A 13488-nucleotide genomic window follows, 5' to 3' on the forward strand; every position below is an offset into this window, starting at 1 on the left:
GTAAAAGCTTAATGGACCTGCTGTGTCTGAAACGGGCTGTCGAGGCTGAAGGCCGGTATTTCGATGTCAAAACACCTCCCGGTATCTACGTCACGCATCAGATAGGTGCCGCTCATGAACCCTCCCGCAGTTTTGAGGGAGACACCTGACGTATAGTCAAAGTCTGCTTTAGGTTTCAGCACAGGCTGTTCGCCAACGACACCCTCACCATGAATGCATTCAGTATGCCCGGAGGAGTCTGTAATATACCAGGTGCGCTCTGTCAGTCTGACAGATGCTTTCCCTGTATTTTCAATACGAATACGATAGGCCCAGCAATAAAGGTCTTCATCGGGTTCAGATTGTTCGGGCAGCCAGAAAACCTGGACCATGACCTGAACACCTTCAGTTTCGCTTTTGTAGCCAGGAACAGACGAAAGGAGTTCGCTAAGTACGTCTCCCGCATCGTTGGACATGGGCGGTGAAGCCGACCAGTCAGACATGAGCTTTCGTTCTCCTGGGGTGCGGGATGCCTGCGCTCAGTGACGTGGGGAGGCAGACGAGATCCGGCAGTGAGGTCTAGGGTCTGTCGCCCTATCATGATTTTTCGAAAGGGGAAAGTTTCCTGCATCGTATTTCTGATTTTACGTCAGAGTGCGTTTATCAGGCAACAAATACGATGCAGGAAGGGTAAAATCAGGCTTTCTGAAGTTGTGCTATGCCACGTGCGAGATCATCAATCAGATCTGCGCTGTCTTCCAGGCCGACTGAAAGCCTGATGGCACCATCAGAAATGCCAAGGCGGGCCCGTTCGTCTGCACCAACTTTCATGTGAGTTGTAGTTGCAGGGTGTGTGATGAGAGAACGGCTGTCTCCCAGATTGTTTGAAATGGCAATCAGTTCAAGGGCATTCATAAAAGCAAAAGCGCCTTTCTGTCCTTTGTCCACCTCAAAGGCAATGAGGCTGCCAGCCCCGCTCATCTGGCTTCTGGCCAGGTCATACTGGGGGTGGTCTTTACGGCCCGGATACCGGACCTGCAAAATGCCAGAGGCCTGGGCCAGATAGTCAGCAACAGCCGCTGCATTGCGTGTCATAGCATCAACGCGCAGAACGAGGGTCTCAAGTCCTTTAAGCATGACCCATGCATTGAAAGGAGAGAGCGCATTGCCTGTATTGCGTGTGAAAGGCTGAAGGGTTTCAGTAATCCAGTCTTTGCGGCCCAGAACAGCGCCACCTAAAACACGGCCCTGACCATCTATATGTTTTGTACACGAATAAACGACGACATCAGCACCCAGTTCGAGAGGTTTCTGATAAACCGGGGAGGCAAAGACATTATCAACGACAACCAGAGCCCCGGCTTTGTGTGCCATAGCTGAGATGGCGCGGATGTCGAGAATGTCGAGCATGGGGTTAGACGGGCTCTCGAGTAACACCGCAGCAGCAGGCTGAGACAAAGCTTCTTCCCAGGCTGAGAGGTCAGAGCCATCAACAAATATGGTCTCTACACCGTAGCGTGGCAGCAGTGCTGAAACAATCCAGTGACATGAGCCAAACAGCGCGCGTGAGGCTACAACTCTGTCTCCGGCCTTGACGTGCGCCAGAAGAGCGGATGAAACAGCTCCCATGCCTGTGGCTGTGGCCACGCAGGCTTCGGCCCCTTCAAGGTTTGCCAGGCGGCGTTCAAGAGCGGCAACAGTCGGGTTGCCAAAGCGGCTGTACTGATAATGCTGCACTTCACCGGTAAAGGTTTTGGCTGCCTGTTCAGCATTATCATAAATAAAGCCTGAGGTGAGAAAGAGAGCCTCGCTGGTTTCGCCAAACTCGGTACGTTCTGCTTCAGCGTGAAGCAGTCGGGTTGCCTGACGCCAGGCTGACGGCGTTTTTTTAATACTCATGGCAGATATCCGGTTCTTACCTGTTCATAATGACTGAAAGAGAACCGGGGGTAAAAACAGGTTCGGTTTCAGTCACGCCTGATTCGTTGATGACCTCAGAAACCATGGGCATGCAGATAGTCCTTTGCCCAGAGCCTCTTTAGCGCGTTTCTTTTACCTCGGCGCAAGCCGGCCGTACAAATCCCGAGGTGTCAGGTGCATATAAAGTTATTATGCGTCTGACACCGTAATTTATGCAAATCTCCTGGTGTTTCGTCAAGCCGGGAAACAAAAGTGCTAAACAAACTTCTGAAGAAACGGGATGAGCGGCAGGTCAGCCGGTGGCATGGGGTAATCATATAAATCTGTCAGCGGTACCCAGGCGATGTTTTGCCCTTCACGGCCATGGGGAATGCCCTGCCATGTGCGACACAGATAAAGTGGCATGAGCAGGTCAAAGTCAGCATAGCTGTGTGAGGCAAAAGTCAGGGGGGTGATGTTGTCAGGTGAAATGTGTAGTCCCAGCTCTTCATCCACTTCACGAATGAGCGTGGCTTCAGGGGATTCGCCTGGTTCGGTTTTTCCACCTGGGAATTCCCACAACCCGGCGAGTGATTTGCCTTCGGGGCGCTGAGCCAGCAGCACATGCCGGTTTTCATTAATAAGGGCAACCGCAGAAACAAGCAGGAGTTTGCGTGGTGCGGAGTGAGGGGCGGTGGTCATGCTGTGTGCTCTGATGAGTGAGAGGCAAGGCGGGCTGTAAGATCTTCGATAAACTGAAAGGCAACACGACCGGAGCGGCTGCCGCGTGTCACGGCCCATGCACTGGCCTGAGCTTTAAGTTCATCATCGCTGATGGCAAGCACGCGTTCTTTTGCGTAAGTCTGCACCATGTCGAAATAGACGTCCTGTGTACAGGCATGAAAACCAAGCCACAGCCCGAATCTGTCAGAGAGTGACACTTTTTCCTCTGTCGCTTCAGACGGATTAATGGCCGAGGCACGCTCATTTTCAATCATGTCACGAGGCATCAGGTGGCGACGGTTAGACGTCGCGTAAAACAGGGTATTTTCAGGGCGGCCGGCAATGCCACCGTCAAGCACGGATTTGAGTGCCTTATAATCACGATCTTCTTTCTCAAAAGAGAGATCATCGCAGAAAATAATGAAGCGCCGGGTGCTGCTCCGCAGCAGGGATAGCAGCTCAGGCAGGCTTGTCAGATCCTCACGCTGAATTTCAATCAATGCCAGGGCCCCCTGGCCCGGCACGGGAGGGTGCCCTTCCTTCTGGTTGACCTGAGCGTGAATACCCTTGACCAGTGACGATTTGCCCATGCCACGTGCTCCCCACAGCATGGCATTGTTAGCGGGCAGACCAGCGGCAAAATGCTGTGTGTTTTCAAGTAAGGTCTGACGCTGGTGCTCAACGCCCTGCAGCAGAGTGGCAGATATATGAGCAACACGCAGAACGGGGCGTAACCTGCCAGACTGTGGTTCCCATATAAAGGCATCTGCTTCATCAAGGCCGGAGAGTACCGGTGGCGGAGGGGAAAGACGCTCAAGTGCTGCAGCAATACGCTCCAGAGCCGGGAGCTGAGAGGGAGGAAATGTCATGGCATAGGGTTCCTCTGTCTGGTGGGTGTTATTTTTCCTGAGCACAAAAGTCAGAAATAGGGTAGATGCCATCATGAGAAAAGGGCGGGTCTGCACACAGGTGCTTGACGGAGCTGCCCGGAATGGGAAAAGTTTGCCCGTTCATTAATGGTAAAATAGTTTCTTACTGGTGAAAGCAGAGTTTGATGTCAGATTTCTTTATTTCTACAGCCTACGCACAAACAGCCGGTGGTGGTGGCGGTGGCATGTCAAATATTATTTCATTTCTGCCGTTTGTGGCTGTTTTTGCCATTATGTATTTTTTGCTTATACGCCCACAACAGCAGCGTCAGAAGCAGCTGCGTAATGAGCAAAAGCAGCTCCGTCGTGGTGACCGTATTGTAACGGCCGGTGGTGTGGTTGGCGTAGTGCAGAAAAGCCGTGAGGACAGTAACGAGGTTGAAGTTGAAATTGCGCCTGGTGTGCGTGTGATGATCGTGCGTGAAACTATTTCAAGTGTTCTGACCAGCAGTGCGAAACCTGCAAATGACGAACCTAAAGCAGTGAAGAAATAATTTTAACATTTTGTAATTTATGAGTAAAAAGCGGGTTGTCAGACAGCCCGCTTTTATTATGAACATTTTCATTTTCAGCTGCTGTATATTTTTATATTAAAATTTATACCTGATTAATAATTCTTTCATAATTTTATAATTATTTTTTATATGTCAGGCAGGAAGAATGGTCGCATTGTTCCACCAGGTGAGGGCCTGAAGACCAATAAATATGGTTGCTCAGAGTGGCTGATGTTCAGGCAGGCATCATAACTTACTAAATGTGGCAGAACTGACCATAATTTGTGGAAGATATTACCTCCTGTTCTTTTTACCTAAGAATAAAATTAAAATTATATAATATAATAAGATGTAAGTAATTAACATTCTCTTTTCTGTAAGAGTAATAGATGTTAAAATTATTCTCGTTTTTAGGGGCTGAGATATAATTTTTAGTCTCGGAAGTGTGTCTGGAACAAAATATATGGCTAAGAGTCCAAGTCCTTCTGTTTTACAAAAAATGAATAGTGCAGAGCATGCGATCGTGCCTGTTATTCTTTCAGGGGGAGCTGGCAGCCGGTTGTGGCCTGTGTCACGGAAGAGCTTTCCCAAACAATTCTGGCCGCTGCTGACTGAGCAGACACTTTTGCAGGAGACAGCATTACGTGGTCAGGCTGAAGGAACAGCCGGGCCGGTTGTTGTCTGCAACGATGCGCATCGTTTTATTATCGCAGAGCAGTTGCGTGATGCAGGCATACAGGATGCCCGTATTGTTCTGGAGCCAGAGGGACGTAACTCCACGCCTGCAATTACAGCCGCAGCTTTTATTGTGGCTGAACATAACCCGGATGCTATTTTGTGGATTATGACAGCAGATGCGGCCATTCAGGATGAAGCGAGCCTGCACCAGGCGCTGAGTAGTGCAATTACAGCTGCAAAAAAAGGATATCTGGTTACTTTCGGTATGACGCCAACCCGTCCTGAGACCGGTTATGGATATATCGAGCAGGGCGAAGCCTTGCCTGATATGCCAGATGTCTTTCAGGTCGGGCGTTTTGTTGAAAAGCCAGATACGTCACGTGCCCGGTCTTTTCTCGCTCAGGGTGGCTATTTGTGGAACTCAGGCATGTTTGTTGTTCGCGCAGCAACGTTTCTGTCTGAAGTAGAGCGCTATGAGCCCGAAGTTTTTGCCTGTGTCAGACAGTCTGTTGTAAATCGTAAAAGTGATATGGATTTCGAGCGGCTGGAGCCGGAAAGTTTTTGTCGCTCTCCTGATATTTCAGTTGATTACGCAGTGGCCGAGCGGACAGATATGGCTGCGGTTGTCCCTGGTAGCTTTGGCTGGTCAGACGTGGGCAGCTGGGATGCTTTGTGGGAGCTGGGGCCGCAGGATGCATCAGGTAACGTAGTGCATGGTAACGTTATGCTGGAAGATGTGCAGCGGTCTTATGTTCGTACAGATGGTATTCTTACCGCTGTTCTTGGCGTTGATGATCTTATAGTCGTTACCACGCAGGATGCAGTTCTGGTTACAAAAAAAGACCGGGCTCAGGATGTCAAACTTCTGGTTCAGCAGCTGAAGAAAAATGATATGCCTGAAGCTGACAGCCATCAGATGACCTATCGTCCGTGGGGGCATTATGAGGCGCTGACGCAGGGGCATCGCTTCCAGGTGAAGAAAATTGTTGTGAAACCGGGGCAGAAGCTTTCTTTACAAAAGCATTATCATCGTGCCGAACACTGGGTGATTGTTGAGGGGACAGCCCTTGTTACCCGTGGAGAAGAAGAGTTAATCGTGCGTGAAAATGAGAGTATTTATTTACCTCTGGGTGATCTGCACCGGCTTGAAAACCCCGGCCACATTCCTTTGACACTGATAGAGGTTCAGTCTGGTTCGTATCTGGGTGAAGATGATATTGTAAGAGTGGAAGATGTGTATAGTCGTAATTAAGCGGCTATACACGCATGAGGTTATGCCTCTTCTGAATATTATTTGTTCATGACCTTTAAGTTCTTATAAAAATGAAACAGGGTCGATATCAATATCAATTCTGACGTTGCGGTCTGGTTTCACCATATCAAGCCAGCGGTGTAAGATGGGTTGCAGGGCAATGGTGCGTTTTGTGCGCAGCAGCAGGCGGCGGCGGTGGCGGTTGCGGAGCACGGCAACCGGGGCCGGTGTGGGGCCTAGCACCTGTATACCTTCACCATAGGGGGCCATGCGCCCGAAGGCATTTGCCACAGCGTCAGCTTTTGCGGCATCTTCACAGCTTATAATTAATGCGGCCAGCCGGCCATATGGCGGCCAGAAACCTGGCTGACGCTGCATGGCCTCCTGTGCCATAAAACGGTCCTGACTACCTGAAAGCAATGCACTCATCACCGGGTGCTCCGGCGTATAGCTTTGCAGCAATACCCGTCCGGGTGCGCTGGCACGTCCTGCTCGCCCTGCTACCTGGTGCAGCAGCTGAAATGTGCGCTCGCCAGCCCGCAGGTCACCTCCGCTCAGCCCCAGGTCAGCATCAACAATACCGACCAGCGTCAGGTAAGGGAAGTGCCACCCCTTAGCCACAACCTGTGTGCCAATAATCAGGTCAATCTCGCGGTTTGAAATACGCGTGACAGCTTCGGTTATAGCCGTCGGGCTGGTGAGGGTATCACTGGCCATGACCAGAATGCGTGCATCAGGGAAAAGTTCGCGTGCTTCTTCAGTGATACGCTCAATGCCCGGGCCAATTGATGTCAGAGTATTTTCTTCATGGCAGGCCGGGCAGGTAACGGGCACAGGTTCAAAATATTCGCAGTAGTGGCAGCACAGGCGTTTACGGGCACGGTGCTCTACCAGCCATGCGGTGCAGTGCGGGCACTCCATACGGTGCCCACAGGCACGGCATAAGGTTAGCGGGGCATATCCCCTCCGGTTCAGGAAAAGCATTGCCTGCTCCTGCCGCGCAAGGGTGGCAGAGAGTTCTTCTGTCAGAGCGGGAGAAATAAAGCGTCCGCGCTCGGGTGGATGTACCCGCATGTCGATAATGCGGGTTTCTGGCATTGTTGCCCCACCGTGACGGGAAGGGAGCATCAGGTGCCTGTAACGGCCGGACTGCACATTAACCAGAGTTTCCAGGCTGGGTGTGGCTGAAACAAGAACTGTCGGGCATTGCACAAGGCGTGCGCGTACAATGGCCATGTCGCGGGCGTTGTAAATAACGCCTTCTTCCTGTTTGTAGAGTGCCTCATGCTCTTCATCAATGACAATAAGGCCAAGCTTTTCAAACGGCAGAAACAGCGCAGAACGCGCGCCAACTACGACTGAAGCATTACCATTTGCAGTGGCGTGCCAGGTGAGCCGGCGCATACGCTGCCCTGTGTCTGAGTGCCAGATTGCAGGGGCGACACCAAACCGGCGAATGAAGCGCTCTGTCCATTGTGCAGAGAGAGCAATTTCAGGCAGGAGAATGAGAGCCTGCTTACCCTGCTCAATACAGGCAGCAATAGCCTCAAGGTAAATTTCGGTCTTGCCTGATCCTGTGACCCCTTCAAGTAATGTAACCGAGAACCCACCTTTCTCAACACTTTGACGTAGTGCTGTGGTGGCTCTGGCCTGCTCGGCTTCTAATACCGGCAGGCGATAGCCGGGGTCGGGTGCCTCTACAGGACATTCGGGTTCCAGCTTAATGGCTCTCAGGGCTCTGGCATCAGCCAGCCCTTTGACAACTCCTGCACTGACGCCCGTAGCGGCTGAGATGTCAGTCGTTGTTTGTGGCAGGCCTTTGCGCAGCAGGTCGAGTACCTTCTGGCGGGCAGGGGTCATGCGTAAGTCAGCAGGTATGGTGTCTGCTGGCAGCCATCCGGTTCCGGCTGATGTAACACCGTGCATATGCAGCCTGAGTGTCATGGCCATAACCATGCCGGGTGGTGTCAGCGTATAGGCTGCAACCCAGTTAATAAAGCGCCGGAGGTCAGCCGATAAAGGAGGAAGTTCGAGAAGCTCAGCAACCTCTTTAAGGCGTGATGTGTCTGTTCTGTCTTTTTGTTCTGCCGGTGGTGCGAGGTCAGGAGGCAGGTCTGATGAGGTTTCCCATACGACACCGGTTTTTTGACGCCGCCCCAGGGGCACCAGCACAATATCTCCGGGATTAAGTGTGATATCGGGCGGAGAAAGATAATCAAATGGCCCTTTAAAAGGCATCGGTAATAAAACAGAAACCCGCTGCTGTGGCTGCGCGACATCCGCCAGTGTCTCTGATAAGGTCAAAAAAAGCGAAGCGGATTTCATGGTCTCTTTTTACGGGGCCTGTGTTAGAAAAGGTGCAGAGTGCCCCCTTACATCGTGCACGACAAGAGACTTGTCGCAAAATGTGAGAGGAGATCTGTGCTGAGAGAGGCAAAATGACAGGTGAAGAAGCTGCTGAGGCATTTTTACTCTGGATGGGGACAGAACGTCGGGCTTCCCCTCTGACAATAGAAGCCTATCGTAATGATCTGAAGCGTTTTTTATCGTTTATGACGGAGCATCTGGGCGGTCTGCCCGATATGGCAGGACTTGGTAAAATCAGTCTGCGGGATATGCGGGCCTGGCTTGCTCATGAGCGGGTGCAGCCGGTCAGGCCATCGGTGCGTAAAAATACACCTGACCGTGCAGCCCGTACCCGCTCGCGGCGCGTATCAGCTGTGAGGTCTTTTTTTCGCTATCTTGCAAAGCGTCAGGGGGTGGAGAATACAGCTGTGACCCTGCTGGCCACACCCCGTACAAAAAAACCACTGCCGCGCCCGCTGAGCGTGAAAGATGCGAAAGCTGTGCCGCAGAACATTGGTGACTGCGCACATACAGATATGGCGCGTCAGCGCGATGGCACGTTATTTTTGCTGCTGTATGGCTGTGGGTTACGTATTTCTGAAGCGCTTAATCTTGATGTGAGAGATATTGGTCTGGTGCGCGCCAGTAATATTCTTAAAGTCAAAGGTAAAGGCAGTAAGGAGCGTCTGATACCGGTGCTGGCGCAGGTTCGGGGCGCGCTGGAAGCATGGGTAAAGGTTCACCCTGACCCGCAGGGGGGGGCTGCACCGCTTTTTCCTGGTGTGCGGGGTAAACGACTTCAGGCCGGTGTTGCCCAGAAAGCAATGCGCGAATGGCGCGCCCTTGCCGGGTTGTCTGAGGATGCGACACCTCATTCTCTGCGACATTCTTTCGCGACGCATCTGATGGAAGGGGGAGCTGATCTGCGCGTTATTCAGGAGCTTCTCGGGCATGCCAGCCTTTCAACAACACAGCACTATACTCTGGCTGATGAAGCACGGCTGCTTGAGGTCTGGCGTAAAGCACATCCAAGAGCGCATACTACTTCATAAGATTTTTTTCTCTTTTTAAAAAAGGATCACACAGACATGTCCGGCACGTTTCGCGCTCCCTGGCCTGCTATCGAGCCTTATGCTCATGGCTATCTTGATACCGGGGAAGGGCACCAGATTTACTGGGAAGAATGCGGAAACCCAAAGGGGATACCGGTCGTCTTTCTGCATGGTGGTCCTGGCGGGGGCTGTAATGCTGCGCAGCGGCAGCTGTTTGACCCGGCCCGCTATCGGGTTCTGCTTTTCGATCAGCGCGGGTGTGGTCGCTCTAAGCCGCATGCGTCGCTTGAAAATAATACAACATGGCACCTTGTGGCTGATATCGAGCGTCTGCGCCGGCTGTGTAATGTTGAGAAATGGGCTGTGTTTGGCGGGTCATGGGGGTCTACTCTGGCGCTGGCTTATGCCCAGACCCACCCTGAGCGTGTTACCGCACTGATGTTACGTGGTATTTTCACGCTGCGACGTGACGAACTTCTGTGGTACTATCAGGAAGGTGCTTCGTGGATTTTTCCTGATAAATGGGAGAAATTTCTGGCACCTGTCCCGCCGGAAGAACGTGGTGATCTGATGGCGGCGTATCGCAGGCGCCTGACCTCTGAAGATAAGGCAGTAAGGCTTGAGGCTGCTATTGCCTGGAGCGTATGGGAGGGGAGTACGTTAACTCTTTTGCCTGCCCCCGATATTGAAAGTAAACATCAGGAAGATGATTATGCGCTGGCCTTTTCACGCATTGAAAATCATTATTTTGTTCATGGTGGCTGGCTGGAGGAAGGGCAGCTTTTGCGTGATGTTGAGCGTATCAGGCATATCCCGGCAGTTATTGTGCAGGGGCGTTATGACATGGCGACACCAGCACGCACGGCATGGGAGCTGCATAAAGCCTGGCCAGAGGCCGAGTTTCATCTGATTGATGCGGCAGGCCATGCGCTTTCAGAGCCGGGTATTCTCAATGCGTTGCTGCGGGCTACAGAGCGTTTTGCCTATGAACTGAGCTGAACATTATGCGCCCTTTAGCATCAGGTGCCAGACCGTACCGGGCTCTGAGAAGTCTTTGTGCCGGCGTCAGCCTTATCATTGTCATGTGGGGGGGCGCCTCTTATGCAGCGGATCATGTGTGCCGGCACACATTGCTGGCGCACGTTCCTCTTTATAACAAAAGTGGATTTCTCATTAGCCCGGTAGAGATTGATGGTCATACGGTGAGTATGATTATGGATACCGGTTCGGAGGGAAGCCTGATCTCTCCCGATGGTGCTGATGCGATGGGCCTGCCTCTTGATAAAGGGATGCACACGGTGGTGCAGGGCACCGGCGGCGGGCAGCGGCTGGTGCCTAATGTGCATGTCCGGTCATTGAAGATCGGAGGGGTCGAAACAGGCCCTCTATCCGTGCCGGTCGGGTATTTACCTGGTAAACCTGTAACACAGCCGCCTGTTGAAGGCCTGGTCGGGGGAGATCTTCTCTCACGCTATGATGTCGAGTTTAATGTTGCTGAAGGCTGGCTGAATTTATGGCAGCCCTCTGCCCCTTCATCGGGCTGTGATGGCCCGGAGGGATGGCATGTTATTTACCGAGCCTTACCTGTGCAGTTTGACGGGAGGCGTGTGTCAGTACAGCTCGTTCTTGATGGTATGCCTGTGAAAGCTCTCGTTGATAGCGGTGCGCGCTCGCGTATTGTCTCTGAGGCGGCAGCTTTAAGAACAGGTCTTTCGGCTCAGACACTGGCAACTGACCCCGGGGGTGTGACAAGTGGTATTGATGGCCGTCAGCAGCGTTATTACTGGCATAAATTTAACAGCCTGCAATATGGGCTGGAAGAGGAGAAACAGCCTGTACTGACTGTTTCCCCTTTAAAAGATAATGCAGACATGTTGCTGGGAGCAGACTGGTTTGCAGCACACAGAGTGTGGCTCTCATATCGCTCAGGTAAGCTCTACATTATGCCGTCACTCCGGCCTGTAAAAACAGACCAGACGCATCGGTAAGTTTATTCGCCTTTGAGACGATTGTTGCACAGGCTGTAATAGCCGCCACCTTTCTGAATCCATTTCAGTGATCCATTGTGGCCGTCTGCTTTGTTAGCATTGTACTGGTCAACGCATGTTTTCATGCGTGCTTTACCTGCTGGCAGCTTGGCATATTGCGGAGCAATTGCTGTTGGAAATACAGCACTGGAATCAGTGGCTGCTGTAACAGCTGAGTGTTTTTCTTTTTTCTCAGCGATTTTTTCAGCTTTATCAGCCGGGGCTGCAGTCTGAGCAGCAGAGGTTTCAGCAGCTGGTGTGGCCGGTGCAGTTTTTTCAGCTGCAGAGGCGTCGCAATGTGCCGCCTTAAACTCTTTATAGCTCTGGCCGGCAGCTGTTCCAGCTTTGCGGGCATCTGAGAAGTTCTGATGACATTCTCTGGCGCTCAGAGCATGAGCTGCAGGAGCAGAAAACGTAGCAGCGCAGCTCAGAGCCAGGGCGGCGATGGTGATCCGAGAAGGAGATATCATATTAAACCCCAGAACAAATCAGCCACGCCGGGGTAAACCCTATGCTACCCCGGGGTCGTGGCCAGTCTATTATAGCATAACCACAACCGGTTAAGGTTTAAAGAGGGTAGATCAGATGTTAATGCGCTCTCCGTGCAGAGACATATCAAGACCTTCCTGTTCCTCTTCTTTCGAAACGCGCAGGCCCATAGTGGCATCAATCAGTTTGAGCAGGACGAAAGAAATAACGCCACACCACAGAATGGTTACACCTACAGCTTCCGCCTGAATGATCAGCTGATGGAATGAACCGGTAATGCCTGCAGGGTTAGCATCTGTTGCTGAAAGCGGGCCATAAGCAAATACACCTGTCAGCAGCGCACCAAGGATACCGCCAACACCGTGCACGCCAAAGGCATCAAGGCTGTCATCATATCCAAGCATGTGCTTGAGAGAGGTCGCGCTCCAGAAACAAACTGCACCCGTAATCAGGCCGATAATCAGAGCACTGCCTGGCAGCACGAAGCCAGCTGCCGGTGTGATGGCAACAAGACCGCCAATAGCGCCTGAAATAATACCCAGAACAGTTGGTTTGCTTTTGAAAATCCACTCCATCAGCATCCAGGCAACGCCGGCACCTGCTGCCGCAACCTGTGTTGTGACCATAGCCATACCTGCACGGCCGTTAGCGCCACCAGCTGAACCGGCGTTAAAGCCAAACCAGCCAACCCACAGCAGAGAAGCGCCGATGATGGCGTATGTCAGGTTGAAAGGAGAGAGGTCGTCATGGCCGTAGCCTTTGCGGTGCCCGAGAACAAGCGCACAGACAAGGCCCGCAATACCAGCATTAATATGCACAACAGTGCCGCCGGCGAAGTCAGCAGTGCCAAGACCAGCCAGCCAGCCAGCCGGGCTCCAGACCCAGTGAGCAACAGGCGTATATACCAGCAATGACCACAGGATGGAGAAAACACACATGGAGCTAAATTTCATGCGTTCAGCATATGCGCCGGAAATCAGCGCGGGGGTGATGACAGCAAATGTCATCTGAAACAGCATATAGACGCTCTCAGGGATCGTCATCTGGGTTGCCCCGGCTGTTCCTGCTCCCAGCGTAAAGGCAATATCGGTGCCGTTATGGATGTGCTCACCCAGCCCATTAAGAAACAGGCGTGAAAAACCACCGATCCAGGCTGTTCCGTTGCTGAATGTCAGGGAGTAACCGGCAACCATCCAGACAATGGAGATAATGCAGCACAGAGCAAAAGACTGCATGAGGGTTGCCAGAACGTTTTTTTTGCGCACCATGCCGGCATAAAAAAGAGCCAGCCCCGGAATTGTCATCATGAGGACAATAACCGTGCTTGTCAGCATCCATGCTGTATCACCGGTGTCAATAGCCGGTGAAGCATCAGCCGCATGAGCAGGTGTCACGCTGTAAAGCAGAGAAGAAATACCAGCGACAGCTGGCAGAAGGCAGCGTGTAGTCAGTTTGACAGATTCAGGCCTGACCATGCGAAACTGCGAAGACATGGTGACAACTCTCCTTAGAAGAAAGATACTTGCTTTCTAAGTGTATGCCTTAAGGTTTCTGCCTCCTGCAAGATGTTTCTGTATCGTATCGTAGTCCTGGGTAATAAATTTTTAAAAAATGGTATTA

At 52.0% G+C, this 13488-nt stretch carries 11 protein-coding genes, 1 pseudogene and 1 riboswitch; of the genes and pseudogenes, 5 read left to right on the forward strand and 7 right to left on the reverse strand.

Going from position 1 to position 13488, the window contains the following annotated elements; translation table 11 throughout:
* Nucleotides 1-8 precede the first annotated feature (8 nt).
* From apaG to HK11_RS06915, 4 genes and pseudogenes are all read right to left on the reverse strand, one after another.
* On the reverse strand, nucleotides 9-482 hold the full coding sequence (gene apaG, locus HK11_RS06900) for a Co2+/Mg2+ efflux protein ApaG (protein WP_086554613.1): 474 nt from the start codon (nucleotides 480-482) through the stop codon (nucleotides 9-11).
* A 193-nt stretch (nucleotides 483-675) separates the two neighbouring features.
* Nucleotides 676-1878, reverse strand: a complete 1203-nt coding sequence (gene metZ / locus HK11_RS06905) for an O-succinylhomoserine sulfhydrylase (protein ID WP_086554614.1) — start codon at nucleotides 1876-1878, stop codon at nucleotides 676-678.
* A gap of 118 nt (nucleotides 1879-1996) precedes the next feature.
* Nucleotides 1997-2076, reverse strand: a riboswitch (SAM riboswitch).
* Between the two features lie 78 nt (nucleotides 2077-2154).
* Nucleotides 2155-2592: pseudogene (gene mutT, locus HK11_RS06910) on the reverse strand (8-oxo-dGTP diphosphatase MutT); the annotation flags it as partial.
* Nucleotides 2577-3470, reverse strand: a complete 894-nt coding sequence (locus HK11_RS06915; RefSeq protein ID WP_086554643.1) for an ATP-binding protein — start codon at nucleotides 3468-3470, stop codon at nucleotides 2577-2579. The gene HK11_RS06915 and the pseudogene mutT, both read right to left, overlap by 16 nt.
* A gap of 182 nt (nucleotides 3471-3652) precedes the next feature.
* Here HK11_RS06915 and yajC point away from each other — a divergent pair, with 182 nt between their 5' ends.
* Nucleotides 3653-4024, forward strand: a complete 372-nt coding sequence (yajC, locus tag HK11_RS06920) for a preprotein translocase subunit YajC (protein ID WP_173559383.1) — start codon at nucleotides 3653-3655, stop codon at nucleotides 4022-4024.
* A gap of 463 nt (nucleotides 4025-4487) precedes the next feature.
* Nucleotides 4488-5954, forward strand: a complete 1467-nt coding sequence (locus HK11_RS06925; protein WP_086554617.1) for a mannose-1-phosphate guanylyltransferase/mannose-6-phosphate isomerase — start codon at nucleotides 4488-4490, stop codon at nucleotides 5952-5954.
* A gap of 63 nt (nucleotides 5955-6017) precedes the next feature.
* Here HK11_RS06925 and HK11_RS06930 read toward each other — a convergent pair whose 3' ends face one another.
* On the reverse strand, nucleotides 6018-8279 hold the full coding sequence (locus HK11_RS06930) for a primosomal protein N' (RefSeq protein WP_086554618.1): 2262 nt from the start codon (nucleotides 8277-8279) through the stop codon (nucleotides 6018-6020).
* A 113-nt stretch (nucleotides 8280-8392) separates the two neighbouring features.
* On the opposite strand from HK11_RS06930, the gene HK11_RS06935 reads away from it, so the two are divergent.
* From HK11_RS06935 to HK11_RS06945, 3 genes are read left to right on the forward strand one after another with little or no spacing between them, the layout of a single operon-like run.
* The gene (locus HK11_RS06935; protein ID WP_086554619.1) at nucleotides 8393-9352 is read left to right on the forward strand and encodes a tyrosine recombinase XerC; all 960 of its coding nucleotides are present in this window, start codon (nucleotides 8393-8395) and stop codon (nucleotides 9350-9352) included.
* A gap of 36 nt (nucleotides 9353-9388) precedes the next feature.
* Nucleotides 9389-10351 carry a prolyl aminopeptidase gene (pip, locus tag HK11_RS06940; protein WP_086554620.1) on the forward strand — a complete coding sequence of 321 codons (963 nt, stop codon included), beginning with the start codon at nucleotides 9389-9391 and terminating at the stop codon, nucleotides 10349-10351.
* A 5-nt stretch (nucleotides 10352-10356) separates the two neighbouring features.
* Nucleotides 10357-11340, forward strand: a complete 984-nt coding sequence (locus HK11_RS06945; protein WP_233133350.1) for a retroviral-like aspartic protease family protein — start codon at nucleotides 10357-10359, stop codon at nucleotides 11338-11340.
* A 2-nt stretch (nucleotides 11341-11342) separates the two neighbouring features.
* Here the strand turns inward: HK11_RS06945 and HK11_RS06950 are convergent, their stop codons facing one another.
* On the reverse strand, nucleotides 11343-11849 hold the full coding sequence (locus HK11_RS06950) for a hypothetical protein (protein ID WP_086554621.1): 507 nt from the start codon (nucleotides 11847-11849) through the stop codon (nucleotides 11343-11345).
* A 111-nt stretch (nucleotides 11850-11960) separates the two neighbouring features.
* A complete protein-coding gene (locus tag HK11_RS06955; protein WP_369822929.1) occupies nucleotides 11961-13361 on the reverse strand; it encodes an ammonium transporter in 1401 nt (466 codons plus the stop codon).
* Nucleotides 13362-13488 lie beyond the last annotated feature (127 nt).

The organism is Acetobacter sp. DmW_043 (genome assembly GCF_002153485.1).
GTDB lineage: Bacteria > Pseudomonadota > Alphaproteobacteria > Acetobacterales > Acetobacteraceae > Acetobacter > Acetobacter thailandicus.